The organism is Afipia sp. MLSD5-FHT05B12 (assembly GCF_058793355.1).
The window spans coordinates 510,177-534,896 of record NZ_JBXAFS010000001.1; the positions used below are offsets into that span (position 1 = coordinate 510,177).

General features: G+C 61.2%; 21 protein-coding genes. 11 read left to right on the forward strand and 10 right to left on the reverse strand.

Going from position 1 to position 24,720, the window contains the following annotated elements; all coding sequences use genetic code 11:
- Nucleotides 1-74: 74 nt before the first annotated feature.
- Genes AC1Q6J_RS02205 through AC1Q6J_RS02220 form a run of 4 tightly spaced genes read left to right on the forward strand, consistent with a single transcriptional unit; the run spans nt 75 to nt 3,388 of the window.
- Nucleotides 75-953: a branched-chain amino acid ABC transporter permease gene (locus tag AC1Q6J_RS02205; protein WP_492277684.1), complete on the forward strand. Its 879-nt coding sequence runs from the start codon at nt 75-77 to the stop codon at nt 951-953.
- A complete protein-coding gene (locus AC1Q6J_RS02210) occupies nt 953-1,960 on the forward strand; it encodes a branched-chain amino acid ABC transporter permease (protein ID WP_492277685.1) in 1,008 nt (335 codons plus the stop codon). Before AC1Q6J_RS02205 ends, AC1Q6J_RS02210 begins: the two co-directional genes overlap by 1 nt.
- Nucleotides 1,957-2,691 (forward strand): ABC transporter ATP-binding protein, encoded by a 735-nt coding sequence (locus AC1Q6J_RS02215; protein WP_492277686.1) that lies wholly within the window; start codon nt 1,957-1,959, stop codon nt 2,689-2,691. The genes AC1Q6J_RS02210 and AC1Q6J_RS02215 overlap by 4 nt, the downstream gene beginning before the upstream one ends.
- Nucleotides 2,681-3,388, forward strand: a complete 708-nt coding sequence (locus tag AC1Q6J_RS02220) for an ABC transporter ATP-binding protein (protein WP_492277687.1) — start codon at nt 2,681-2,683, stop codon at nt 3,386-3,388. Before AC1Q6J_RS02215 ends, AC1Q6J_RS02220 begins: the two co-directional genes overlap by 11 nt.
- Here AC1Q6J_RS02220 and AC1Q6J_RS02225 read toward each other — a convergent pair.
- The 5 genes from AC1Q6J_RS02225 to AC1Q6J_RS02245 all read right to left on the reverse strand — a co-directional run bounded on the left by AC1Q6J_RS02225 (nt 3,377) and on the right by AC1Q6J_RS02245 (nt 9,239).
- The gene (locus AC1Q6J_RS02225) at nt 3,377-4,168 is read right to left on the reverse strand and encodes an alpha/beta fold hydrolase (protein ID WP_492277688.1); all 792 of its coding nucleotides are present in this window, start codon (nt 4,166-4,168) and stop codon (nt 3,377-3,379) included. The genes AC1Q6J_RS02220 and AC1Q6J_RS02225 overlap by 12 nt on opposite strands.
- Before the next feature lie 3 nt (nt 4,169-4,171).
- A complete protein-coding gene (locus AC1Q6J_RS02230) occupies nt 4,172-5,467 on the reverse strand; it encodes an O-acetylhomoserine aminocarboxypropyltransferase (RefSeq protein ID WP_492277689.1) in 1,296 nt (431 codons plus the stop codon).
- Between the two features lie 68 nt (nt 5,468-5,535).
- Nucleotides 5,536-6,957, reverse strand: a complete 1,422-nt coding sequence (locus AC1Q6J_RS02235) for an amidase (protein WP_492277690.1) — start codon at nt 6,955-6,957, stop codon at nt 5,536-5,538.
- A 137-nt stretch (nt 6,958-7,094) separates the two neighbouring features.
- On the reverse strand, nt 7,095-8,321 hold the full coding sequence (locus AC1Q6J_RS02240; RefSeq protein ID WP_492277691.1) for an ABC transporter substrate-binding protein: 1,227 nt from the start codon (nt 8,319-8,321) through the stop codon (nt 7,095-7,097).
- 45 nt (nt 8,322-8,366) lie between these two features.
- Complete coding sequence (locus tag AC1Q6J_RS02245; protein WP_492277692.1) at nt 8,367-9,239, reverse strand: SDR family oxidoreductase; 873 nt, start codon at nt 9,237-9,239, stop codon at nt 8,367-8,369.
- Nucleotides 9,240-9,345: 106 nt separating this feature from the next.
- Between AC1Q6J_RS02245 and AC1Q6J_RS02250 the strand changes: the two genes are divergently transcribed.
- The 4 genes from AC1Q6J_RS02250 (at nt 9,346) to AC1Q6J_RS02265 (ending at nt 15,506) form a co-directional block, all read left to right on the forward strand.
- Nucleotides 9,346-10,158 carry a crotonase/enoyl-CoA hydratase family protein gene (locus AC1Q6J_RS02250; RefSeq protein ID WP_492277693.1) on the forward strand — a complete coding sequence of 271 codons (813 nt, stop codon included), beginning with the start codon at nt 9,346-9,348 and terminating at the stop codon, nt 10,156-10,158.
- 11 nt (nt 10,159-10,169) lie between these two features.
- Nucleotides 10,170-11,714, forward strand: coding sequence for an acyl-CoA synthetase (locus AC1Q6J_RS02255; protein ID WP_492277694.1), 1,545 nt, complete (start codon nt 10,170-10,172; stop codon nt 11,712-11,714).
- 165 nt (nt 11,715-11,879) lie between these two features.
- Nucleotides 11,880-14,693 carry a phosphoenolpyruvate carboxylase gene (gene ppc, locus AC1Q6J_RS02260; protein WP_492277695.1) on the forward strand — a complete coding sequence of 938 codons (2,814 nt, stop codon included), beginning with the start codon at nt 11,880-11,882 and terminating at the stop codon, nt 14,691-14,693.
- A gap of 24 nt (nt 14,694-14,717) precedes the next feature.
- Nucleotides 14,718-15,506, forward strand: a complete 789-nt coding sequence (locus tag AC1Q6J_RS02265) for a crotonase/enoyl-CoA hydratase family protein (protein ID WP_492277696.1) — start codon at nt 14,718-14,720, stop codon at nt 15,504-15,506.
- Nucleotides 15,507-15,524: 18 nt separating this feature from the next.
- Here the strand turns inward: AC1Q6J_RS02265 and AC1Q6J_RS02270 are convergent, their stop codons facing one another.
- The 4 genes from AC1Q6J_RS02270 to AC1Q6J_RS02285 form a co-directional block, all read right to left on the reverse strand.
- Complete coding sequence (locus tag AC1Q6J_RS02270; protein WP_492277697.1) at nt 15,525-16,445, reverse strand: SDR family NAD(P)-dependent oxidoreductase; 921 nt, start codon at nt 16,443-16,445, stop codon at nt 15,525-15,527.
- A gap of 22 nt (nt 16,446-16,467) precedes the next feature.
- A complete protein-coding gene (locus AC1Q6J_RS02275; protein WP_492277698.1) occupies nt 16,468-17,607 on the reverse strand; it encodes a thiolase C-terminal domain-containing protein in 1,140 nt (379 codons plus the stop codon).
- Nucleotides 17,608-17,611: 4 nt separating this feature from the next.
- A complete protein-coding gene (locus AC1Q6J_RS02280) occupies nt 17,612-18,025 on the reverse strand; it encodes a Zn-ribbon domain-containing OB-fold protein (RefSeq protein ID WP_492277699.1) in 414 nt (137 codons plus the stop codon).
- Between the two features lie 134 nt (nt 18,026-18,159).
- Nucleotides 18,160-19,326, reverse strand: a complete 1,167-nt coding sequence (locus AC1Q6J_RS02285) for a glycosyltransferase (protein WP_492277700.1) — start codon at nt 19,324-19,326, stop codon at nt 18,160-18,162.
- 82 nt (nt 19,327-19,408) lie between these two features.
- Between AC1Q6J_RS02285 and AC1Q6J_RS02290 the strand changes: the two genes are divergently transcribed.
- From AC1Q6J_RS02290 to AC1Q6J_RS02300, 3 genes are all read left to right on the forward strand, one after another.
- Entirely contained in the window at nt 19,409-21,190 is a 1,782-nt protein-coding gene (locus AC1Q6J_RS02290) for a glycosyltransferase (RefSeq protein ID WP_492277701.1), read from the forward strand.
- Nucleotides 21,191-21,318: 128 nt separating this feature from the next.
- Nucleotides 21,319-22,677 (forward strand): tetratricopeptide repeat protein, encoded by a 1,359-nt coding sequence (locus AC1Q6J_RS02295; protein WP_492277702.1) that lies wholly within the window; start codon nt 21,319-21,321, stop codon nt 22,675-22,677.
- A gap of 12 nt (nt 22,678-22,689) precedes the next feature.
- Complete coding sequence (locus tag AC1Q6J_RS02300) at nt 22,690-23,604, forward strand: FecR family protein (RefSeq protein ID WP_492277703.1); 915 nt, start codon at nt 22,690-22,692, stop codon at nt 23,602-23,604.
- Between the two features lie 31 nt (nt 23,605-23,635).
- Here AC1Q6J_RS02300 and AC1Q6J_RS02305 read toward each other — a convergent pair whose 3' ends face one another.
- Complete coding sequence (locus AC1Q6J_RS02305; RefSeq protein ID WP_492277704.1) at nt 23,636-24,544, reverse strand: LysR family transcriptional regulator; 909 nt, start codon at nt 24,542-24,544, stop codon at nt 23,636-23,638.
- Nucleotides 24,545-24,720 lie beyond the last annotated feature (176 nt).

Genomic DNA, 24,720 nt, shown 5'->3' on the forward strand with positions numbered 1-24,720 from the left:
TTTCATGAATGCTGCGACCGTAGTTCCCGGCGGCGGGGCCGCCTTGCACCTTGTTCCGCGATGGATTGCTTCCGGTGACAACACAGGCTTTTCTTCAAGTGATCGCGAGCGGCCTTCTGATGGGGCTGATCTACGCGTTAATCGCGGTCGGCTTGTCGCTGATCTTCGGTCTGATGGACGTGGTCAACTTCGCCCATGGCGAATTCCTGATGCTCGCGATGTACGCGGCCTTCGGGCTGGTGTTCATGACGGCGCTCGATCCCGTCGTACTGGCGCCGCTGGTGGTGGCGCTGATGTTCGTGCTGGGCGTGTCGGTCTATGCCGGTATTATTCGTTACGCGATGCGCGCCAAGGCCAACCCCGGCATGGTGCAGATTTTCGCGACTTTCGGCCTCGCGCTGCTGATCCAGGGGCTGGCGCAGTATTTCTTCACGCCGGACTACCGCAACATCGCCAACACCTGGCTCGGCGGCAAGACGCTCAATCTCGGCGGCGTGTTTCTGCCCTGGCCGCAGATTTTCGGTGGGGCGGTCTCATTGGCGGTGTTCGCCGGACTGTATTGGCTGATTACGCGCACGGACTTCGGCAAGGCGCTTGAAGCGACTCGCGAAGACCAGGGCGCGGTGGCGCTGGTCGGCATCGACCGCAACCGCGTGTTCGCACTCGGCTGGGGGCTTGGAGCCGCGCTGGTCGGGATCGCGGGCGCCGTGCTGGCGATTTTTTACTACATCCATCCGCAGGTCGGCGGCACCTTCGCGCTGATCGCCTACGTCACCGTAGCGCTCGGCGGCTTCGGCAGCATCTTCGGAGCATTGGTGGCGGGCGTGATCGTCGGATTGGTCGAGGCGCTGACGACGTTGATCCTTCCGGCATCGCTAAAATCGGTCGGCGTCTATTCGCTCTATCTGCTGGTTCTGTTCGTCAGGCCGAGCGGCCTGTTCGGGAGATTGTGATGACCCAGAACAACGTCACCACATCCTCGATGTCGTTGTTCGTTGCGAGTCGGCGGCGGCAGCTTCTGACAGCGGTTGCAGTGTTCGCGGTGATCGCGCTGGTGCCGCGTCTGGTCACCGATGTCTATTTGATGAACGTGCTGATCCTGACGCTGTTGTTCGCTGCGCTGTCGCAGAGCTGGAATCTGCTCGGCGGCTATTGCGGGCAAGTGTCGCTCGGACACGCGCTGTATTTCGGGATCGGCGCCTACGCGACAAGCATCCTCTATGTGAAGTTCGGCGTCACGCCCTGGGGCGGGCTTCTCGCGGGCGGGATCATCGCCGCGCTGATTGCGCTGGCGCTTGGCTATCCGTGCTTCCGTCTCAAGGGCCATTATTTCTCGATCGCCACCATTGTCATCGCTGAAATCGGTCTGCTTCTGTTCCACAACTGGGACTACGCAGGTGCGGCGCTCGGCATCCAGTGGCCGTTCACGCCGGACTCGTGGTGGACCTTGCAGTTCGCGCGGGACAAGGCGCCTTACTTCTATTTCGCGCTCGCGCTGTTTGCGGTCACATGGCTGGTCACGTTCGCTATCGTTGAATCGAAGTGGGGTTATTGGTGGCGCGCTGTGAAGGACAACGCGGAGGCGGCGGAAAGCCTCGGCGTCACGATCTTCCGCTCCAAGATGGCCGCGGCCGCGATCTCGGCGTTCTTTACGGCCGTCGGCGGCGGTTTCTATGCTGCATTCGTCTCCTACATCGACCCGGACAGCGTGATGCATTTCCGCTTCTCGCTGCTGATGGCGTTGCCTGCTGTGCTTGGCGGCGTCGGCTCGCTGTGGGGGCCGGCGGTCGGCGCACTGATCCTGATTCCGCTGGCCGAACTGACACGCTCCTATCTGGGCGGTTCAGGGTCCGGCCTCGATCTCGTGATTTACGGCGGGCTCATCATGATCGTGTCGCTCACGCGGCCAGAGGGTATTCTCAGCATTATCAAGCCGGTGAAACGCGAGGCCACGGCATGACCGAGGCTCCGCTGATCACCTGCCGCAGCGTAACGCGCCGTTTCGATGGGCTCGTTGCCAATGACTCCATCGATCTCGACGTCAGGCGCGGCGAAATTCTCGGACTGATCGGCCCGAACGGGGCGGGCAAGTCGACGTTGTTCAATCTGATCGCGGGTGCGTTTCCGGTCTCCTTCGGCGTCATTGAATTCGACGGACGGGACATTACACTGCTGCCTGCCGCCGATCGCTGCGATCTTGGAATCGCGCGGACATATCAGGTGCCCCGGTCATTCGATTCCATGTCGGTGGTCGAGAACGTCACCGTCGGTGCTTTCGTGCGTTATCCGGGTGTAATTCAGGCCCGCGCCAAGGCGCTCGATGTACTCGACTATGTCGGCCTCGCGGCTCATGCCGATGCGTCCGCTGCGGACCTCACGCCGCCGCAGAAGCGCCGGCTTGAAGTTGCGCGCGCGCTGGCGACCGAACCGAAGCTCTTGCTGCTGGATGAAGTGCTGACCGGGCTGACGCCGAGTGAAGCGGCGGCGGGCGTCGACCTGATCCGCAAGGTGAGGGAGACCGGTGTCACCGTGGTGATGGTCGAGCATGTCATGGAGGTGGTGATGCCGCTGGTGGACCGCGCTGTGGTGCTGCATCTTGGCAAGGTCCTGGCGGAAGGGTTGCCGAAGGAAGTCGTGCGCGACGAGAAGGTGATCGCGGCCTATCTGGGGGATCGTCATCGTGTTGCTTGATGTCGCGAACCTCACCACGGCCTATCGCGGCCTGATCGCGATCTCGGACATTTCGATCAACGTCGATTCCGGCGAGATCGTCACTGTCGCGGGAGCGAACGGCGCGGGCAAATCGACATTGCTGAAATCCATCGCCGGAATGGAGAAGCCGAAATCGGGATCGGTCAATTTTGTCGGCGAACGGATCGACACCATTCCGGCGCATCTGATCACCGCGCGGGGACTGGCCTTCGTGCCGGAGAACAAGCGGCTGTTTCCACGACTTAGTGTTGCGGACAATCTGCGGCTCGGCAGTTACCTGCACCGCGGCAGCCCGGATCGCGACAGTCCTCTGGAGTTCGTATTCAAGCTGTTTCCGCGTCTCGAAGAGCGGTTGTCGCAGCGTGCGGCGACGCTGTCCGGGGGCGAGCAGCAGATGCTGGCGATTGCCCGCGCGTTGATGACGCGGCCGCGCCTGCTGATGCTGGACGAACCATCGCAGGGCATCATGCCGAAACTGGTCGATGAGATTTTCCAGGCGGTGCAGCAGATCCGCGACAACGGCGTGACCATCCTGCTGGTCGAGCAGCGGCTGTCGGAAAGTCTCGAAATCTCCGACCGGGCCTACGTGCTGCAAACCGGGAAGGTGGTGATGAGCGGGCCGGCGGCCGACATCAAGTCCAATCCGGAAGTGCGGCGCATCTACCTAGGCATGTGACGCGATCAGCGCCTTCAAAACCGCGTCCGGCCGTTCCGCTGTCAGCATGTGACCGGCACCCGAAAGCACAACCGGCTTCGATCCCGCAATGGCGGCGGCAAGTTGTTTGCCTGACTTGAGCGGCGTCATCATATCGCGTTCGCCGAGAATGAGCGTGGTCGGTACATTCACCTTCGCCGCTGACTCCAGCGCGGTCTTGTAGTCGTTGCAGGCGGCGAGATCGTTATGGAGCACGCCGGGCGCGTCGCACTCCAGCACGCGCTGGCCACCGCCCATCATCCACAGGCCCGGCGCCTGCGAGCCGCCAAGGCCTGCCGCGAACCCGAAACCCCAGATCGACACCATGTCGATGGCGTCGTGATTGTTGTCCTTCGCAGCGTTGAGCAGGTCGGGGGATACCGGCATCGCGCCGCCGACGCCGATCAGCGAGAGAGAGGAGACCTTGTCCTGGTGGCGCGCCGCCGCGTCAAGAGCGATCAGCGACCCCATCGAATGGCCGACCAGTCCGGCTTTTTTCGCACCGGCAGCCTCGATCAGACGGATCGTCCAGTCCGCCATGCCCGGGATCGATGTGATGAGCTGCCCCTCGGAGCGTCCGTGCCCCGGCAGATCCGGCGCCAGCACGCTGTAGCCGTGATGGGAGAACCACCGGCTGAACAGCGCCCACATCGAATGATCGAAACCCGCGCCGTGCAGGAAAATCACCAGGGGCAGTTCCGGATTGAAAGGTTTGCCGCCTGTCGTCGCGAAAACCTTGGCGCCGTCCACCGTCAGAATCATGTCTCAAGCCTTCTGCGAAAAGCGAAGCGCCTGGCCGAGGTCGCCAATGATGTCTTCGGCGGCTTCGATGCCGATGGACAGGCGGATCAGTTCCTCGCCGATGCCCGCGACCTTCAACTGTTCGGTGTTCATTTGCTGATGCGTGGTGCTGGCAGGATGGATGACCAGCGTCTTGGCGTCGCCGACGTTTGCCAGGTGGCTGGCGAGTTTCAGCGACTCGATGAATTTGCGGCCCGCGTCGCGCCCACCCTTGATTCCGAAGGTGATGATCGACCCCGCGCCGCGTGGCAGCAGCTTTTTTGCGAGTTCATGGTCGGGGTGATTGTCGAGCGCGGGATGCAGCACCCACTCGACGGCCTTGTTCGATTTCAGGAATTCCAGAACGGCGACGGCGTTCTCCACATGGCGCTGCATGCGGACATGCAGCGTTTCGACGCCCTGCAAAATCTGGAACGCGTTGGTCGGCGAAAGACACGCGCCGAAATCGCGCAGACCTTCGGCGCGAGCGCGCATGATGAAGGCGGCGGGCCCGAATTCCTCGCTGAAGACGATGCCATGATACCCGGCATAAGGCGTGGTCAGCGTCGGGAACTTGCCGGATTTTTCCCAGTCGAAATGGCCGCCGTCGACGATGACGCCGCCGATGGCGATGCCGTGTCCGCCGATCCACTTGGTGATCGAGTTCATCACGATGTCCGCGCCAAGCTCAATCGGGCGCGAGAGGTAAGGCGTCGCGAATGTGTTGTCGATCAATAGCGGAATGCCGGCGTCGTGCGCGATCTTTGCGACGGCGGGAATGTCGAGCACTTCAAGACCGGGATTGCCGATGGTCTCGCCGATCACGAGCTTGGTATTCGGCTTGATGGCAGCCTTGATGCCGTCGAGGTCACGCGGCTTGACGAACGTCGTGGTGATGCCGAAGCGGGGAAGCGTGTGGGTCAGAAGGTTGATCGTTCCGCCATAGAGCGAGGCGGACGCCACGATGTGATCGCCGGCGTTGAGAAGCGTCGCGATGGCCAGATGCAGCGCGGCCATGCCGCTGGCGGTGCAGACCGCGCCGACGCCGTTTTCAAGCGCCGCGAGACGTTCCTCCAGCACCGCGATGGTGGGATTGGAAATGCGGGTATAGATGTGGCCCGCGCGTTCGAGGTTGAACAGCGCAGCGGCATGATCGGCATCCTGGAACACATAGGACGTCGTCTGATAGATGGGCACGGCGCGCGAGCCGGTGACCGGATCAGGATGTTGGCCCGCATGCAGACTGAGCGTTTCGAACGCAGGAGGTTTTGGCGCTGCCATTTATCTTCTCTGGTTGCCGGGTGCCGTATCTTTCACGCAGAGCGGCCGATTGCAAGGCCGACTCGGGATCACTTGCCCGGCCGGGGATCAATCGGGGTGATGGCGCCAAGTCCGAGGATATTTTCCAGAATCTTGCCGCCCGCCAGCGCGCGGGCCTCGCCGCGCGGCGGCGCGACGATCTGCAATCCCACCGGCAGATTCTCGCGGGTGAACCCGCAGGGAATCGATAGCCCCGGGCAGCAGGCAATGGTGATGGCCGACACGATGGCGAGCCAGCCGACATAATTGTCGAATTTCATGCCATTGCATTCGGCGAGATAGCGCTGCTCGACCGGAAATGGCGCGACGATGGTGGTCGGGCACAGCAGCAAGTCGTAGGTCTCGAAGAAGGAGAGGGCGCGGTTCGTCAGCGTGACGCGCTGGGCTTCGGCACGTTCGATATCCGCCAGCGTCAGCTTGAGGCCTTCCTCGATGTTCCAGATCACTTCCGGCTTCAACTGGTCGCGGTGCGACTTGAGAAGCTTGCCCTTGGTCAGCACATAATCGTAGGCGCGCAGCACATGAGCGCAGGCGACCGCCTCGCTGAAATCCGGATGGGCTTCCTCGACGATGACACCGGCTTCCGCGAAGCGCTGCGCGGCCTTGCGCGTGATCTCGGCAACTTCCGGATCGACCGGCGAGATTCCAAGATCAGCAGAGTAGGCGATGCGCTTCGGCTTCGCGCCCGAGCGAGCGGCTGCGAGAAAGGAGGTTGGTAACCGGGGGAGCGACAACGGATCGCCCGGATTTTCGCCGGACATGGCGTCCAGCATCAGCGCGAGGTCTTCGACGTTGCGGGCCATCGGGCCGTCGGCGCTGAGCGTGCGGTCGATCTTCGCGGCCTGCGAATGGGCGACCCGGCCGATACTTGGGCGCATACCGACAACGCCGCAGAAGCTGGCGGGATTGCGCAGCGAGCCGCCGACGTCGGTGCCATGCGCCAGCCACGCGGTGCCGCTTGCGAGCGCGGCTGCCGCGCCTCCCGATGAGCCCGAAGCGGAGCGGGACAGGTTCCACGGATTGAGCGTCGCGCCGAACACCTCGTTGAAGGTCTGCGCGCCCGCGCCGAACTCAGGCGTGTTGGATTTGGCGTAGATCACCGCGCCATTCGTCTCGAGATTTTCGACGACGATATTGGATTTGGCAGCGATGCTGTCCTTGAAGATTGGCGAGCCTTGCGTGGTCCGCACGCCGGCGACATCGGTCAGGTCCTTGATTGGAACGGGCATGCCGGCGAGCAGCCCGCGTTCGCCAGCCGGCTTCTTCATCAGCTGGTCGGCATGGCTCCGGGCGCGGTCGAAACAGAGCGTCGGCAGCGCGTTCACCTGGCCGTCGACTTCGGCAATGCGCGCTTCCAGGGCATCCAGCAGATCGTGCGGCGTGATCTCGTCGCGTCGCAGCCGGCCGACAATGTCGCAGGCCGTTGCCCGCACGAGTTCACTCGATGCCACGAAATCGCCTCCCGTTTATTTGGCTTCTTGGGTGGCCAATATAACGGGAGGCATCGTAATGGCGAGGCGAAATTGGTCAATCTTCGCCTCGCTCTATTCAGGTCACGCCAGCGCGGCGCGCATGGTTACGGCGCCGCTTACCGCTCGCCTCCAGCTTCGCCGTCAACGACGCCGCCGAACAGCTCCCAGCGCTCGCCCTTGAACCGCATCAGTTGCAACTGCTCGATGGGGGAGAAGTCCGTCGGGCTGGTGTTGATCTTGATGCCGGGCAGCAGGCCGCCTTGCTGAAGATTCTTGATATTGGCAGCCTGCTTCATGACGTTGGCGCGGGTCAGATCGTCGCCGCATTGCTTCAGCAGCGCGGCCAAGGTCTGCGCCATGTTGTAACCTGTGAGGGCAGAGCTGTCCGCGACATTGGCTTCGGGCACGTACTTGGCAAGAAACGCTTTGTATTCTTTCATGCCGGGATCGTCATTCCATTGCGGGTCCGATGTATCCTTGGCGTAGGCGGCGGAAATAATGCCCTGCGCATTGTCAAATCCCGCCGGCTTCATCACGGTCGCCGTCGAGGCGCTGACGTTGGCGATGATCATCGTGGGCTTCCAGCCGAGCTCGCCGACCTTCTTGATGGTCTGCGCGCCAAACTTCGGCGTCGTGAAAATCACGAGGACGTCGGGATTCAGTGACTTCAGCTTGACGATGTGTGAGTCGATGGTCGGCTCTGAAAGCTCGTAGCTTTCTTCAGCGGCGATCATGGATTTCTTTGCTCCAAGACCGTCCTGAATGCCCTTCAGGTAATCCTTGCCGAAATCGTCGTTCTGGTAAAGCACGGCGATCTTGGCGTCGGGCTTCTCCTTCAGCAGAAATTTCGCATAGATACGGCCTTCGCTCTGGTAGCTCGGCAGCCAGCCCATCGTCCACGGGAAGTGCTTCGGATCGTTCCACTTGGTGGCGCCGGTCGCTAGGAACAGGTGTGGTGTCTTTTTCGCATTCATGTATTTCTGAATCGCGGAGTTCGACGGCGTGCCGAGTGCGCCGAACACCAGCAGCACTTCGTCGCTCTCGACCAGCTTGCGGGTCTGCTCGACCGCTTTCGGCGGGCTGTAGGCGTCGTCATAGGAAATGAAGTTGACCTTCCGGCCATTGATGCCGCCGTCGTCGTTGACCTTCTTGAAGTAGCCTTCCATCGCCTTGCCTACGACGCCATAGGCCGAGGCGGGGCCACTGTAGGGAATGATGTTGCCGATCTTGATCTCGGTATCGGTTGCCCCGGTATCGTATTTTTTCTGGGCCATGGCGCTTCCGGTCGCAGCGACCAGAAATCCTGTGGTAACAGCAGCGCATAGCGGTTTCATCAAACGCATCCAGTTTCTCCCTGCTTTGATTTTTGTTGGTGGACGAGGCGAAGGCTACGCGCGCTTCGCCTTGTCCTTCTCGTTTTGCGCCATGATGGCGTCGCGTGCTGCGCTCCAGTCGGAATCCTTCCAGTCGCGCAATTGGTAGAAATTGCCGCCCATCGCCAGCGCCTGTGCGCCGTCCATCGCGATGGTTTCGCCGTTGATCCAGTCGCAGCCGCCGGAAATCAGGAATGTCGCGAGGTTTTGCAGCTCTTCCATGGTTCCGACGCGGCCCATCGGGTTCATCGCGATTGTGCGCGCGCCGGCCTCGTCGCCAGGCTTGATGCGCTTGCTCATGCCTTCGGTCGGGATTTCGCCCGGTGCAATGGTGTTGAGACGAATGCCGTAACGTCCCCATTCGGTGGCGAGCGACATGGTCATGGCGTGGATCGCGGACTTGCTCATGGCCGAGGGCACAACATACGGGCTGCCGTTGCGCACCCATGTCACCGTAATCGACACGACGTTGCCGCGATGGCCGCCCGCGATCCAGCGCTTGCCGACCGCATGGGTGACATAGAACGTTCCGTGCATCACGATATTGGCGACCGCGTCGAAGCCGCGCGGTGTCAGATCCTGGGTGCGTGAGATGAAATTGCCGGCGGCATTGTTGATCAAGTCGGTGAGGGGGCCGTCCTTGAACGCGCTTTCGATCATGGCATCGACGGCGGCGGCGTCGCGAATGTCCACCCCGTGGGCGGTGACCTTGCCGCCATGAAGTTTCATCAGTTCGGCGGCGGTTTCCTCGCAAACGCCCTTGCGGCGTCCGCAAATGTGGATTTCCGCGCCAAGGCTGAGGAACTTCGCAGCCATGGCTTTGCCGAGGCCGGTGCCGCCGCCGGTCACCAGAATCTTGCGGCCCGCGAGAAGTCGATCTGTGAACATGGCGCAATCCTGCCTTGAGTGAATCTGTTGATTAGTTAGTTGATTAATTAAAACAGGGTAGGCTAACCCTGTAAAGAGAAGAGATCAAAAACTCAGGGAGAACGCCATGACTGCCGCGAACGATCGCATTACGGTTTCGATGTCGGAGGGCGTCGCCGACGTCCGTCTGGTCCGTGAGGACAAGATGAATGCACTCGATGCGGCGATGTTCAACGCGCTGGTGGATACGGCGGCCCGGCTCAAGACCGAGAAGGGTCTGCGCGCGGTGGTGCTGTCCGGAGAGGGGCGTGCGTTCTGCGCCGGCCTCGATATGGGGCGTTTTGCCGCAATGGGCGAAGGCACCAGCGATCTGCGCGATCTCGCCAAGCGCACACACGGTCTGACCAATCACTCGCAGCAGGCGGTGTGGGGCTGGCGGCAATTGCCGGTTCCGGTGATCACTGCCGTGCATGGCGTTGCATTCGGCGGCGGCTTCCAGCTCGCGCTTGGCGCCGACATGCGCTTCCTCGCGCCTGACGCACGCATGTCGGTCATGGAAATCAAGTGGGGACTGGTGCCCGACATGGCAGGAACGCCCATTCTCGCCAGTCTGGTGCGCGACGACATCCTGCGCGATCTGACCTTCACGGGCCGGATTTTCTCCGCGCAGGAGGCAATGAGCTATGGCCTCGCAACGCGACTTTGTGACGATCCGCGTGCGGCCGCGCTTGAGGTCGCGCGCGAGATTGCCGGCAAGAGTCCTGACGCCATCCGCGCCATCAAGCGGATGCTGAACAATCTGTCGACCGCCAATCCCGGCCCGGCATTGCTCGCGGAGTCCGTCGAGCAGATGAAGCTGATGGGATCGCCCAACCAGACCGAGGCGGTGCGGGCCAATATCGAAAAGCGCGCGCCGAAGTTCGCCGACGGCTCGAACTGAACGGGCGCGGCATGTCAGCGTCGGCATTAGCGACGGGCATCGTCAGCGGCGGTCGCCGCAAGTCCCGTGACGAGGTTAATGAGCGAGCCCGCTTGATCGCGGGCGGGCTTGAGCGGCTTGGCGTCAGGCAGGGTGACAGCGTCGGCGTCCTGATGCGCAACGACATCGCGTTCCTTGAGACAGCCTATGCGGTGATGACGCTCGGTGCTTATGCCGTACCGATCAATTGGCATTTCAAGGCGGATGAGATCGCTTACGTCATGAGCGATTCCGGCGCGTGCGTTCTGATCGGCCACGCCGACCTGCTGCACGGGCTCACCGGTGTGGTTCCCGCAGGCGTTACGATGCTCAGCCTGCCGCTGCCGCCGGAAATCATTGCGGCCTATCGGATCGATCCGGCGTTGTGCATGGCAGCGCGCGGAACGCTCGATTTTGACACCTGGCTCGCGAAGCAGACATCTTACAATGGTCCCGCGCTGCCGCAGCCACAGAACATGATTTACACGTCCGGCACCACAGGACATCCCAAGGGTGTCAAGCGCTTTGCCCCGACGCCCGAGCAAAGTGCATCGATGGAAGCAATGCGCGCGCTGATCTACGGATTGAAGCCGGGCGTGCGCGCCTTGCTGCCGGGGCCGTTGTATCATTCGGCACCGAATGCATTCGGCCTGCGCGCCGGGCGGCTCGGCGATGTGACGATCCTGATGCCGCGGTTTGAAGCCGAGGAGTTTCTGCGGATCATCGACGAGCAGAAGATCGACAACGTCTTCATGGTGCCGACGATGTTCAGCCGGCTGCTGAAGCTGCCCGAGCAGGTCCGCAAATCCTATGATGTCTCGTCGCTGCGTCACGTCATCCATGCCGCGGCGCCATGCCCGGCCGATGTCAAACGCGCGATGATCGAATGGTTCGGTCCGGTGATCTACGAGTTCTACGGCAGCACGGAATCTGGTGCGGTGACGTTCGCAAGCTCGGAAGACGCGTTGAAGAAGCCGGGCACGGTGGGCAAGATTTCCCCCGGGACCGAATTGCGCTTCCTCGGCGAGGATGGCCGGATCCTGCCGCAGGGCGAGATCGGCGAGATTTACTCACGCATTGCCGCGAACCCGGACTTCACCTATCACAACCGGCCCGAGAAGCGATCCGAGATCGATCGCGACGGCTTCATCACAAGCGGCGACGTCGGCTATATCGACGCGGATGGCTACGTTTTCATCTGTGACCGCAAACGCGACATGGTGATTTCCGGCGGGGTCAACATCTATCCGGCGGAAATCGAAGCAGTGCTGCACGGAATTCCCGGCGTTCACGATTGCGCTGTGTTCGGCATTCCAGATATCGAGTTCGGCGAGGCACTGATGGCGGCGATCGAGCCGCAGCCGGGTGCCGCGCTCGATGTTGCGGCGATCCGTGACCAGCTCAAGATTTCGCTGGCAGGTTACAAGGTGCCCAAGCACATCGAAATTCAGCAGAACCTTCCACGTGAGGATTCCGGCAAGATTTTCAAGCGGCTGCTGCGAGATCCGTATTGGGAGCGGGCCGGGCGCAAGATCTAGGCCTTTTCAGGCGAGTGCCGGTCGCGTGAAGCAAACGCGACAAATCATAGGCGCGGCGCAAAATCGTTGCGCGGAATGCGCCGGACATGAGCAATCCGGCGCTTGCGTCCATGGCTAAAAATTGCGACTTGAGAGAGCCGGGAATTCCGCTCACAGGACCGCGTCATGTCATACGAAGCGAAACAGTCCGACACTCGGGACGTGACGTTTCGCGGCGGCGATCCGGCCGTTTCCGACGACGATGCGCTGCTCCGCGCCGATATCCGGCGGCTGGGGCGCATTCTCGGCGACACCGTCCGCGATCAGGAAGGGGCGGATGTCTTCGATCTGGTCGAGCGTATCCGGCAGACCTCGATCCGCTTCCACCGTGACGACGACAAACCGGCGCGCCGCGAGCTTGAGGCTATTCTGGACGGCATGTCGATCGCCGACACTGTACGCATCGTTCGCGCGTTCAGCTATTTCTCGCATCTGGCCAATATCGCCGAAGATCAAAACAACATTCGCCAGCGCCGCGCACAGGACATGGCGGGCACCGCCGCGCGCCCTGGCACGCTGACGCGGGCACTTATGCGCGCGCAAGATGCGGGCATCGATGCCGATGCGTTGCGGGCGTTCTTTGCCAAGGCGCAAGTCAGCCCGGTCCTCACCGCGCATCCGACAGAAGTCCGCCGCAAGAGCACGATCGACCGCGAAATGGAGATCGCGTCCGTACTCAACATTCGCGACCGCACGCAGATGACGGCGGACGAGGTCGCGGCGAGCGACGAGCAGTTGCGCCGTGCCGTGGTAACGCTGTGGCAGACCAATCTTTTGAGGCGCACCAAGCTGACGGTGCTGGACGAAGTCTCCAATGGTCTGTCGTTCTACGATTATACGTTCCTGCGTGAGGTGCCTCGGCTGCACTGTTCCCTCGAAGACCGGTTAGCAGAGGAGGGCGGCATGGCCGCCGATGCGCACGATGTGCCGGAGCTTGCGACATTCCTGAAAATGGGAAGCTGGATCGGCGGCGATCGGGATGGCAATCCGTTCGTCACAGCGGAGGTCATGTGCGGCGCTCTTAATCTGCACGCCACGCGCATACTCCGCTTTTATCTTGCCGAACTTCACGAATTGGGTGCGGAGCTGTCGCTCGCAGCCCATCTTGCGGATGTGTCGCCTGAACTGCGCGCACTGGCGGAACAGTCCCCGGACCCGTCGCCCCACCGCAGCGGAGAACCTTACCGGCTTGCGGTCTCCGGCATCTACGCGCGGCTGGCGGCAACCGCGCTGAAGCTGAAAATCGAAACCAGCCGGCCGCCGGTCGGCGCCGCGATGGCCTATGCCGATCCGGGTGAACTAGCGCGAGATCTTGACGTGCTGCATGCGTCGCTGGTCGCCAACAATTCGCTGGTGATCGCGCGGGGCCGTTTGCGGCATCTGCGCCGCGCGGTGGATTGTTTCGGCTTTCACCTCGCGGCGCTCGACATGCGGCAGAATTCCGCCGTGCATGAACGAACCATCGCTGAACTGTTTGAAGCAGCAGCACCAGGCACCAACTACCGGGAGATGCCGGAAGAGGCGCGCATCGCTTTGCTGTCGCGCGAGTTGAACACCGCACGTCCGCTGGCTTCGCCGTTCGTCGCTTACGGCGAGGAGACGGTCAAGGAGCTGGCCGTGCTGCGCGCGGCGGCGGAGGCGCATGCGACGTTTGGCGCTGCTGTCATTCCCCAATGCATCATCTCGATGACGGAGGGCGTGTCGGACCTGCTTGAAGTTGCCGTTCTCCTGAAGGAAGCGGGTCTGGTTTCGCCGGCCGGTGCCAGTCGCCTTAACATCGTGCCGCTGTTCGAGACGATCGATGATCTGCGGCAGTGCGCGCAGATCATGGACAGCCTGTTCTCGCTGCCGGAATATCGCCGCCTCGCCGACAGCCGCGGCGGTATTCAGGAAGTTATGCTCGGCTATTCAGACAGCAACAAGGACGGTGGCTTCGTCACCTCGGGCTGGGAGCTCTACAAGGCCGAGATCAGTCTCGTGGAAGTCTTCGAGCGTCATGGCGTGCGCCTGCGGCTGTTTCACGGGCGCGGCGGTTCGGTCGGCCGCGGCGGCGGGCCGAGCTACGATGCAATTTTGGCGCAGCCGGGCGGGGCGGTGAACGGACAAATCCGCATCACTGAGCAGGGCGAAATCATCTCGAGCAAGTACTCGAACGCTGATGTCGGACGCCACAATCTCGAAATCCTTGCCGCGGCGACGCTGGAAGCAAGTCTCTTGCAGCCGAAGCACTCCGCGCCACGCGACGAATACATCGCCGCGATGGAGGAACTCTCCAACCTCGCTTATGCGGCCTATCGCAATCTTGTCTATGAAACCGAAGGCTTCGAGGATTACTTCTGGGCGTCCACGGTGATCTCGGAAATCTCGACGCTGAACATCGGCAGTCGTCCGGCCTCGCGCAGCAAGACGCGCAAGATCGAGGACCTTCGCGCGATCCCCTGGGTGTTCAGTTGGGCGCAATGCCGGCTGATGCTGCCTGGCTGGTATGGCTTCGGCAGCGCGGTCGATGCGTGGGTCAAGCAGCATCCCGACAAGGGCATCGCGTTTCTTCAGGAACTGTACCGGGAGTGGCCGTTTTTCCAGACGCTGCTGTCCAACATGGACATGGTGCTGTCAAAGAGCAGCATCGCCATCGCATCTCGCTATGCTGACCTGGTGCCGGACGAGAAGCTGCGCGCCACCATTTTCGGCCGCATTCGTACCGAGTGGCATGGTTCGATCGAGACGCTGTTGACCATCATGGGGCACGACCGGCTGCTGCAGGAGAACCCCCTGCTCGAACGCTCGATCCGCAATCGCTTTCCTTATCTAGACCCGCTCAACCATGTGCAGGTCGAATTGCTTCAGGCGCACCGGTCGCAAAGCAAGGACGAGCAGGTGTTGCGTGGCATTCAACTGACAATCAACGGCATTTCGGCGGGGCTGCGCAACAGCGGCTAAAATCAATAACAACGGGAGATATCGATGACCGAGACTGACACCATTCTTGTCGAGCACGAAGGCCCCGTTACCGTCGTTTCCATCAACCGGCCGGAGCGCAAGAATGCCGTTGACGGCGCCACGGCCCGCCGCCTGTTCGATGCATTCCGCGCCTTCGATGCTGATTCGAATTCCTCAGTCGCAGTGTTCACGGGCACCGGCGGCGCATTTTGCGCGGGCGCCGACCTCAAAGCCGTCGCGCGAGGCGATCTCGAAAAGAAGCGCGAGCTTGGCGGACACGACACCATCGCACCGATGGGGCCGAGCCGTCTACGCCTCAGCAAACCGGTGATTGCTGCGGTCGAAGGCCATGCGGTCGCGGGCGGGATGGAACTGGCGTTGTGGGCCGACATGCGCGTGGTGGGCGAGGGCGCGACCTTCGGCATCTTCTGCCGCCGCTTCGGCGTGCCGTTGATTGATCTTGGGACGATCCGCCTGCCGCGTCTGATCGGCCATTCGCGCGCGATGGATTTGATCCTCACCGGGCGGCCGGTCGACGCCAAGGAAGCGTTCGAGATCGGAATTGCCAACCGCCTTGTGCCGAAGGGCGAGGCGCGGGCGCACGCAATTGCTCTTGCTCAGGAACTGGCGAAGTTTCCGCAGGCCTGTCTGCGCAATGACAAGCGTTCGGCGCTGCGCCAATGGGATATCGACGAGATGTCCGCCATCATCGACGAAATGCAGGGCGGACTCGATGTCATCGCGTCCGGCGAAACGCTCGACGGTGCGACGCGTTTCGCCAGCGGACAGGGGCGGCACGGGTCCTTTAAGTAAGGCCCGCTGCCCTCTCTCTTAGATCGCGTCCCACGAGAAGATGTCGGCGGAACGGTCGAGCTTGTAGAACGACGACTTCAGCGCGGGCATGCCGTGTTCGGCAATGGTCTGCGGCGTCCAGCCGCCGTCGCGGTGGATCGAGCGCAATGGGCGCGACTGGCCCATCAGGAAGATCTCGTTCATGCGGACTGCGAAGATCTGCCCGGTGACGTCACTGGCGGCGTCGCTGAGCAGAAACACCGACAACGGCGCGATTTTTTCCGGTCCCATCTGCTGCATGCGCGCGACGCGAGCCTTCTCTTCCTCGGTCTCGGTAGGAATGGTGCCGATCAAGCGGCTCCATGCGAACGGCGACACGCAGTTGGAGCGCACGTTGAAGCGCTCCATGTCGAGCGCGATTGACTTTGACAGGCCGACAATGCCGAGTTTGGCGGCGGAATAGTTCGCCTGGCCGAAATTTCCGATCAGGCCGGACGTCGAGGTGAAATGCACGAACGCGCCGCTTTCCTGCTCGCGGAAAATGCGGGCGGCGGCATGCGAGGTGTAGAACGAGCCGAGCAGGTGGACCTTGATGACGGATTCGAACGCCTCGACGCTCATGCGATGGAAGATTGCGTCGCGCAGAATGCCGGCGTTGTTCACCACGCCGTCGAGTTTGCCGTAAGTGTCGACGGCCTGCTTGATGATCTTGCTGGCGGGGATGGCTTCGGCAACCGTTTCGAAGTTGGCGACCGCCGTGCCGCCACGCTTCTTGATTTCCTCGACGACCTCTTCGGCTGGCGCCGCGTTGGTACCCGATCCGTCGGCTGCGACGCCGGGGTCGTTGACTACCACCTTGGCACCCTCGGCGGCTGCGAGCAGCGCGATCTCACGGCCGATGCCGCGGCCCGCGCCGGTAACGACGATGACCTTGCCGTCCAGCGATTTCTTGTTCGACATGATTTAGCTCCTGTTTTCGCTGTCAGCGTTCGTTGGTGAAAATGATGGTGCCGCTGGCGGCGAACATGCCGCCGACGCCGTGACAGACCGAAATCTTCGCGCCCGGCACCTGTGCCGGCGCGATGCCGCGCATTTGCCGAACGCTCTCTTGAAGCGCGTACATGCCGTACATGCCCGAATGCATGTAGCTAAGGCCGCCGCCGTTGGTGTTCATCGGCAGCTTGCCGCCGATGGCGGTGTTGCGGTCGGCGATGAACTTGCCGGTTTCCTCATGCGGCATGAACCCGAGATCGCCGAGCCCGAACAGCGGCAGATGCGCGAAGGCATCGTAGATCATGAGGTGATCGACATCCTTGTGCGCGATGCCGGCTTCGCGAAACGCGGTCGGACCTGCCACCTTGAACGCGCGCGACGAGTTGAAGGTCTCCATCTGGCTGACCATCGGCGTCTCGACGCTCTCGCCGGTGCCGAGAATGTAGACCGGCTTCTGCGGGAAGTCCTTGGCGCGGTCGGCGCTGGTCAGGACCAGTGCTCCGCCGCCGTCGGTGACGAGGCAGCACTGGAGGATGCGGAAAGGGTAGGCGATCATCCGTGAGTTGAGCACGTCCTCGACGGTGATCGGGTCCTTCATCATCGCGCGCGGATTCTTCGCCGCCCATTCGCGCTGAACCACCGACACCATCGCAATCTGCTCGTGGGTGATGCCGTAGGTCTTCATGTAACGGAGCACCGGAATCGGGAACATGCTCGGCGGGCCGAACACGCCGAACGGTGCTTCGAACTGGCCTTGCAGGCTGTCCGCGGGAATCGAGCGCGGCAATTTGCCGATCATCGACTTGCCGCTCTCGGCATGGGTGATGAGGACCGTCTTGCACAGGCCGGCCTCGATCGCCGCCGCGGCGTGGCGGACATGCAGCATGAACGAACAGCCGCCGACCGACGTGCCGTCAACCCATGTTGGCGTGATGCCGAGATAGTGTGCGAGCTGTTGCGGTGTCTCGACCGCGGTGGCTATGCCGTCAATGTCCGACAGCTTCAATCCTGCGTCCGCCAGTGCGTTCAGCGCGGCGTCTGCGTGCAGCTGGATCTGCGACATGTCGGGGATGACGCCGAGCTTGGTGGTTTCGGCCGCGCCGACAACGGCAACCTGGTTTCTGCGCATTGCTTTAACCCTTCGCCGGGCGGAACTGGGGAAGGGTGATCTTGTCGCTGACTTTCTCGAACGCGACCTCAAGCTTCATGTCGAGAACAAGCGCCTCAGGCGTCTGCGGGCAGTCGAGAATATTGCTCATCATCCGCGGACCTTCATCGAGTTCGACAACGGCGATGGCATAAGGCGGGGAGAAACCCGGCGCCGCAGGGCGGTGATTGATCACATAGCTGTAGAGCTTGCCCTTGCCGCTGGCCTTGAACGCGCTGACTTTGCGCGACGCACAGGACGGGCAGAACGGGCGGGGCGGGAAATAGACGTTCGAGCAATCGTCGCACCGTTGCAGACGAAGTTCCCCTGACTGTGTGCCGTCCCAAAAGTGCTGGGTTTCGGGCGTTGGCACCGGCAAGGCGCGCGAAGGTGCAGCCATCTGCAGTCTCTCCCTGATCGTTGGCTTTTGTTAATTGGTCGATTAACTTTATGCAGGTATTCCCCGCCGAGGCAAGTGGCCTTCCTGCGTCGGAAAATAGGGGCGGGCATGCAGGGTTGCTGAGCGGCGCTCAGCTACTTGGCGAGAAGTCTCAAGGCAGCAGCTTCGAATGTTTCAAGCGGCTTCATTGTTGTCAGCATGTCGCGATGCTCATGGCCGGCCTGAATTGCCTGCTGTCGCCTATGATCATCAGTGAGAATCGCCTCCAGTGATTTGGAGATATCGATCTGCGGCCCAAAACTATCGATGACTTTGCCGAGGCCTGCCTTCTCGAGTTGAAGCCCGTTCAGAAGCTGTTCGATATGGGTCGCGAGAACAAGCTGAGGGACACCAGCGGCGATTGCATGGGCCGCGAGGCCGCCTCCACCGAAATGAATCACGAGCCGTGCCGATGCCAGCGTCTCGCTTAACGGCAAATGCTGCGGGAAAACCCGTGCCCCGCGATGCAGCAGATCGTTGGACTGCCTGCTCGCCATGTCTGGAGCAGACATGACAAGGCGGCTGGCGAAAGGGACCAATGCCGGAACAATGTCGAAAGGCAGTGCGCCTAACACGCCTCGCGACAGGTAGACGAAGATGTCGTCCGCATCTTTCCGCCCTTCGAGCGGCGGGCTGTCGAAGATCGGACCGGTCAGCGGCTGAGATCGTTGCAGATCATAAGGGTCGAGCACCGGAAACGTGAGAACGATCTGCGCATCGCCCGCGAATATCTGCGGCAGTCGTTCAAGGACAGGCCGCTCCAGAGATCGCAGCACCCGATTAACCGTTCCCAGTGTTTCTTCTTCGCTCCAGCGCGGCGGATGAACACGATGAAGTGGTGGAAACCTCTTCATGTCACCGGGAGGTGCTGTGTATCCGTTTCCCACGACGATCAATGGAATCCGTCCGCGCGCCATCAGGCTTGCCGCAGGCGCGTAGTCCGCGACGACAAGATCCGGCGAAACGGCCTTGAAAATGTCGTCCCATGATTGCAACTGCGATCGCAGGCCATGCTCATCAGCCAAACCGGCCGAGGCCAGTTGATCGTGCATCGTCGCGGTCGAGCGGAATGATTGTGCTGTCGGTAGCGACGGCGCCTGAAGAACCTCTGCATTGGCACCCAGCAGATGCGACGCTTCCGGATTCTTGAGCACAAAGATCGCGCGCATATCGTGCTGCTTCAGCAGTGCAGCGAAGCGTCGCAAATTTGCGATATGGCCAAAGCCGCCGCCGTGCTCCCAGGCAAAAAGAACGGTCTTCATGGCGGCATTTTGCTTTCCACTTTGCGTTGACAACGCAGGCCGGAATACTGGCTATAATGACTGAGCATCAAAAGGCAATCTCATGCAGTCATCTTCTTCCGTGAAGCATCGCCAGGACGTGCGTACTTTTTGGACCGGATCGGATCTCAGTTATTACGAGGATTTGTCATTGCGGAGCGCGGTTTTCGCCGGCGCGCGCGTTCTGCTGTACACCTACAACAAGACTCTGAACGTGCCCGAAGGCGTCGAGCTTGTGGATGCGCGTGAGGTTCTGTCTGGCCCGCTCTATCAGTTTCATCACAAGGACGGCGATCTGTCGCTCGCCTTGCATTCCGATCTGTTCAGGTATCTCGCCGTCCAGAAGTTCGGCGGCTGGTACATGGACCTCGACATCGTTGTGATGAAAGCAGCATTGCCCGACGACAAGGTTTATCTCGCGTATCAGGAGGATGGCGTTGTCAATGCCGCTGTCATGAAGTTTCCCGCACAGTCACCGATCATGACGGCCGCCATCGATGAGGCGATGCGGTTGCTGCCGGCGGCAGGCACCGCCGCGCCGGGCGCCGATCACGGTATTGTCGGACCCAAACTCATTACGCGCCTCGCATCCGAGTATGCGATCGATCATCTGGTCCACCCGAGAGTCAGCGCCTACGAGATTCATCCCAACGAAGTTCTGATGTTCTTCGATCCTGCACAATGCGAGGCTGTTTTGACGCGCCTGGCTTCAAGCGATTTCGTGCATCTCTGGAATGATCTGTGGCGCGCGCTGCGCATTCCCAAAAATCTGGGGCCGCCCGAAGGCAGTTTTCTGGACCTGCTGTTCAAGCGTTTTGGAGTAGATGTTCCACAGGGCGCGCGTCTGTCTTATGAGGCCGTTGAAGGATGGTTTCGCGAATTCTGGGTGATGAAGGAGCTTAAGCAGAAGCTTCCCACCCAGAGCGTGCCCTATGATGCGCTGGATCATCTGGCCCGATCCATCCAGATCAATGGCTGGCAGCCCGGCCAGCGTTCCTTCGGTAGCAGTCCGCAGCGGGGAGATCATCCACGCGCCGCCGATCCCCAGACGCTCAGGACATTCTGGCATGGCGAGACGATCGGTCCCTATCAATTGATGTGCCTGAAAAGCTTTGCGGCGAGTGGACACCGCGTCGAGGTGCTTTCCTACAATCGCGACTTGAATGTTCCCGACTGGATATCTGTCGAGGATGCAGCGCAGATTCTTCCCCGCGAGCTTGTCCTGAGGCCGTTGGGTGAGGAGGGCGCACTCGCCATTCACGCGAATCTTTTTCGGTACGCTTTGCTTCAGAAGCTGGGTGGATGGTGGATTGATCCTGATATTCTGCTGCTTGAGGCAGACCTTCCAACTGGCGATGTTTTCTTCGCCGGTCTGGATATTTTCAGGCGCGTGCCGACCGGTGTTCTGAAATTTCCGGCGGGACATGGATTGCTCACCGAAGCGCTGGCGGAAACTGAACGTCTTTCCGGCTCACGGGAAGGCTGGGAGGAATCAGGTTCGGCCTTGCTCACGTCGCTCACTGAGCGGCATAAGCTGAACGGTAAAATTTTAAGCAGGATGCCCCTCGGTCCTGTCTCATGGTTCGGTGTGCCGGATTTATTCAATCCGGACAGCACCGAGAAATTGAGTCGATTGTGCAAGGATTTTCATTTCCTGCATCTTCATGACGATGCGTGGCGCCGTGCCGGGATACCGCATAATCTTGCGCCACCCGAAGGCTCATTCCTCGAGAGCCAAGTCCAGAAACACGGTGTAGGCGCTGATTTTCCGGCGAAAATTTCTTTTCGCGAATTGAACCGATGGATGGCGCATATGTACCAATGCGTACACCAGAGACGGGACTGATCGAGCTCCGCATGGCTTGCGTTTTCCTCCGCCTGTATCAATTCGGCCACTGGATATGAGTCCTACAGCGTTGATTAAAGGCTGCTTTTATGGTTCTTCCCGGAGCATTGACGGCGGGAATTTATGAAATGTGGTTTCGAGTATTGCCTCAGGTGGGTTTGCGGGCGCAGGCCGTGTCGGCCCGCAGCATCTGGGCTATTTGCGCGCTTGTCTTTTTCGCCCATGCCGGAATCGCGCGGGCGCAGGACGCGTCAGAGCAGCAGAACCTGTTTCAGCGGATGGTCCGCAATCCCGGCAATCACGAAATCACGTTTTCTTACGTGAAAGTTGCGACCGCGCGCGGGGATTACGAAGCCGCGATCGGTGCGCTCGAGCGGTTGCTGTTTTACAATCCCAAATTGACGCGCGTGAAATACGAACTCGGCGCGCTGTATTTCCGGCTCGGCTCCTATGAGATGGCGAAGCGTTACTTCAAGGAGGCTCTCGCGAGCCCGGATATCGATGCGATCACCAGGGAGCGCATCGAAACCTATTTGCCCGACACCGAGAAGCAGCTTCAGCCGAGCCGGTTCTCCGGTTTCGCGCAGACCGGCATTCGCTCGCAGAGTAACGCGAGTTTCGCGCCCGGCGGCGGTGTCCTGCGTCTCGGGGGGCAGGATCTGGCGTTGCTTCCGACCGCGCAGCGGAAGGCTGACATCAACTGGTTCGGGCTTGTTGGCTTGAGCCATGACTATGATCTGCAAAACCAACGCGGCGACATTCTCGAAACGCGCGCCGTTGGATATCTCACCGAGCAATCGCGCCTGAAGGATCTGAACGTCGGCTTCGTCGACGTCAGCTTCGGTCCCCGGCTCGCGCTCGCGCCTGAACTTCTGCCGGGCGTCACCATCAAGCCTTATGTGGTCGGTGGGAATACCTGGGTTGGCGGATCGTCGTACTTTTCGACTGCTGGCGCCGGTGTTGGCGTGAAAATTCCGGTGAACGACAGATTTACCTTCGGTCCTGATTTCGAATGGCGCCGTGCGGATTTCAGGAACGCCGATCCTGTTGCGGGCTTTGGCTCCAGCGACTGGTATACGACCAGTCTCACGGCGAGCTGGAACATCGCGCAGCAGATCAAGCTCGACGCGCGCGGACTGTACCGTCGTGGTGATGCCTCTTTTGTGTTCCAGTCTTTCGATCAGTGGGCTTTCGAAGCCGCCTTAACGCTTGAGTTCGCGCCGCCGTTCGTGTGGATGTCGCGCAACTGGAGCGTGGCGCCGTTCGCGCGATGGATCGAGACCCGCTTCGATGCTGCAAATCCGTTCATCGATCCGCTGGTCGCTCGCAGTGATAACCAATGGTCGGTGGGCGCGCTGTTCAATGCACCTGTGACGAAGAACTTCGGCATTTCAGCCGCGGTTCAGTACGACAAGACCAACTCCTCGCTGCCGAACTATCGCCTGGATAATTTCTCCGTGATGTTCGGTCCGACCGCTCGTTTCTGAGGGCAGCAGCAGATGTTATTTTCCAAAGAGACATACCTCACGTCGTTTCTGACGGTGCTGCTCTCCACGACGGCGCTTATTCCAGCGGCTGAAGCCCAGAACTCGGGGCGGGTCGGTGCCGTCAATCTCGATGCAACCGGAACACCGCCGGGCGCCGGAACGCGCACGCTCACTATCGGTACGAATATTATTTACAAAGAGCGGGTGCAGACATCGGCGCAGGGGTCGACGCAGATCATGTTTCCCGACACCTCGACGCTGAATGTCGGTCGCAACAGCAACATCGTCATCGACGAGTACGTCTACGATCCAGCCGCCGGGACCGGCAAGATGGTGGCGACAGTCTCGAAGGGCGTCATGCGCTTCGTCGGTGGACAGATCAGCCACACCGCGGGCGTCACGGTGAAGACGCCGGTGGCGACGCTGGGCATCCGCGGCGGTGTGGCGACGGTGGTTTATCCGATCCCGCCGGGTTTCGCCGGTTCCGATCCCAAGCTGTCACAGGCGAAGGGCGAGATCGTCATCGGCCACGTCGGCTCGGTGGTCATCAAGAACAATGTCGGCTCAGTGATCGTTCGTCCCGGTTATATGACGTGGGTGTCAGGTCCGAACGATCCGATCCCCGAGCCATTCCCGATTCCGGACTTCCTGCTGCAGAAGATCATGGCCGCGCTGACCAGCGGGCCTGGCCAGACCGGCGGCATATCCGATCTGCCGACCGACCAGATGGCCGCGCGGCTCGGCTTCGGCAAGACCATCGTCACTGATCCTGCGAAGCCGCCGGGAACTGATCCCCTCGGATATTTCTCGATTTTCGACGGCGGCAACGCCATCGCGAAGAACAAGTCGCAATCGAACCAGACCAATCAGGTCAATCAGCCGCCGCCGAATACAAATCCGGGCGGTTGTTATGGATATTGCTACTAGTCCATAGGGTGCAGGGCGGACGCCGGCCGATTTACTTCTGCCCGTTCGGCATGAACAGCGCCTGAGCCTTGCTTGCCTGTTCGGCAATGAAATCCGCCGTGACACGCACGCGCGCGATGTTGCGCAGGTCACTATGCAGCAACAGCCAGAATGTCCTGATCAGGCGGAAGCTCGGCAGCACCCGCGCCAACTGCGGCTCTGTGAGCGCGATGAAGCACGGCAGCACGCACAAGCCTGCGCCGGCGAGAGTGGAATTGAGTTGCGCGATCAGGTTGGAGCTCTTGATCGCCGGGCGCAAATCCGGCGATACGAAATGCGCGTATTCGAGTTCAGGCGAGAAGATCAGATCGTCGATGTATGAAATGAATCGATGAGATGGCACATCCGCAGCGGTCTCAACGGCGGGGTTGTTGGCCAGATAGTCGTGCGATGCGTAGAGACCGAGTTCGTAATCTGTCAGCTTGCGTCCATGCAACCGGCCTTCAGTTGGTTGCGTCAGGCTCACCGCGATGTCGGCTTCGCGGCGGGAAAGATTGAATTCGCGCGGCATCGCCACGAGTTCGATGGTGAGATCCGGATGGCGATCGCTGAGTTCGCCCAGTCGCGGCGCCAGGAATTTGGTTCCAAAACCATCCGGCGTGCCGATGCGCACGGCGCCGGTGGCCTGCGCCTTCGAGTCGCCGATCGATTGCGCCGCCGAGGTCGCAAGCTGATCCATCTGCTCGGCCATTTCGAGCAGCCGCTCACCAGCCTCGGTGAGCGACGAGCCGCTGGTGCGGCGGTCGAACAGTTGGGAGCCCAGCGATGTTTCCAGCGCGGCGATACGCCGGCTGAGCGTCGAATAGTCGATCTTCAGCCGTTTCGCCGCCGCCGTCATGCTGCCGGTGCGCGTGATGGCGAGGAACGATCGAACAAGATTCCAGTCAAACTGGTCGGTCATCGCGGCTGCTCTCGATGTCGCCGGCGAGCGTTGTGCCAGCCGGTCTTGGGTAATCCATAAGAGGCCTTTGGCCAAGTTTCATCTCGCGGCGAGGACGGGCGGGGGGGCCGCGCCATATTGACAGGGCTGCCTCGGCTCGCCTCTACTCCCGCCCGAACAGCATCCGCACGCTACCG

Excerpts from the sequence above, each read along its gene's own strand:
- AC1Q6J_RS02210 (WP_492277685.1), top strand. The coding sequence starts at position 953 with ATGACCCAGAACAACGTCACCACATCCTCGATGTCGTTGTTCGTTGCG.
- AC1Q6J_RS02215 (WP_492277686.1), top strand. The coding sequence starts at position 1,957 with ATGACCGAGGCTCCGCTGATCACCTGCCGCAGCGTAACGCGCCGTTTC.
- AC1Q6J_RS02225 (WP_492277688.1), bottom strand. The coding sequence starts at position 4,168 with ATGATTCTGACGGTGGACGGCGCCAAGGTTTTCGCGACGACAGGCGGC.
- AC1Q6J_RS02230 (WP_492277689.1), bottom strand. The coding sequence starts at position 5,467 with ATGGCAGCGCCAAAACCTCCTGCGTTCGAAACGCTCAGTCTGCATGCG.
- AC1Q6J_RS02240 (WP_492277691.1), bottom strand. The coding sequence starts at position 8,321 with ATGCGTTTGATGAAACCGCTATGCGCTGCTGTTACCACAGGATTTCTG.
- AC1Q6J_RS02245 (WP_492277692.1), bottom strand. The coding sequence starts at position 9,239 with ATGTTCACAGATCGACTTCTCGCGGGCCGCAAGATTCTGGTGACCGGC.
- AC1Q6J_RS02250 (WP_492277693.1), top strand. The coding sequence starts at position 9,346 with ATGACTGCCGCGAACGATCGCATTACGGTTTCGATGTCGGAGGGCGTC.
- AC1Q6J_RS02255 (WP_492277694.1), top strand. The coding sequence starts at position 10,170 with ATGTCAGCGTCGGCATTAGCGACGGGCATCGTCAGCGGCGGTCGCCGC.
- ppc (WP_492277695.1), top strand. The coding sequence starts at position 11,880 with ATGTCATACGAAGCGAAACAGTCCGACACTCGGGACGTGACGTTTCGC.
- AC1Q6J_RS02265 (WP_492277696.1), top strand. The coding sequence starts at position 14,718 with ATGACCGAGACTGACACCATTCTTGTCGAGCACGAAGGCCCCGTTACC.
- AC1Q6J_RS02270 (WP_492277697.1), bottom strand. The coding sequence starts at position 16,445 with ATGTCGAACAAGAAATCGCTGGACGGCAAGGTCATCGTCGTTACCGGC.
- AC1Q6J_RS02275 (WP_492277698.1), bottom strand. The coding sequence starts at position 17,607 with ATGCGCAGAAACCAGGTTGCCGTTGTCGGCGCGGCCGAAACCACCAAG.
- AC1Q6J_RS02280 (WP_492277699.1), bottom strand. The coding sequence starts at position 18,025 with ATGGCTGCACCTTCGCGCGCCTTGCCGGTGCCAACGCCCGAAACCCAG.
- AC1Q6J_RS02285 (WP_492277700.1), bottom strand. The coding sequence starts at position 19,326 with ATGAAGACCGTTCTTTTTGCCTGGGAGCACGGCGGCGGCTTTGGCCAT.
- AC1Q6J_RS02290 (WP_492277701.1), top strand. The coding sequence starts at position 19,409 with ATGCAGTCATCTTCTTCCGTGAAGCATCGCCAGGACGTGCGTACTTTT.
- AC1Q6J_RS02295 (WP_492277702.1), top strand. The coding sequence starts at position 21,319 with ATGTGGTTTCGAGTATTGCCTCAGGTGGGTTTGCGGGCGCAGGCCGTG.
- AC1Q6J_RS02300 (WP_492277703.1), top strand. The coding sequence starts at position 22,690 with ATGTTATTTTCCAAAGAGACATACCTCACGTCGTTTCTGACGGTGCTG.
- AC1Q6J_RS02305 (WP_492277704.1), bottom strand. The coding sequence starts at position 24,544 with ATGACCGACCAGTTTGACTGGAATCTTGTTCGATCGTTCCTCGCCATC.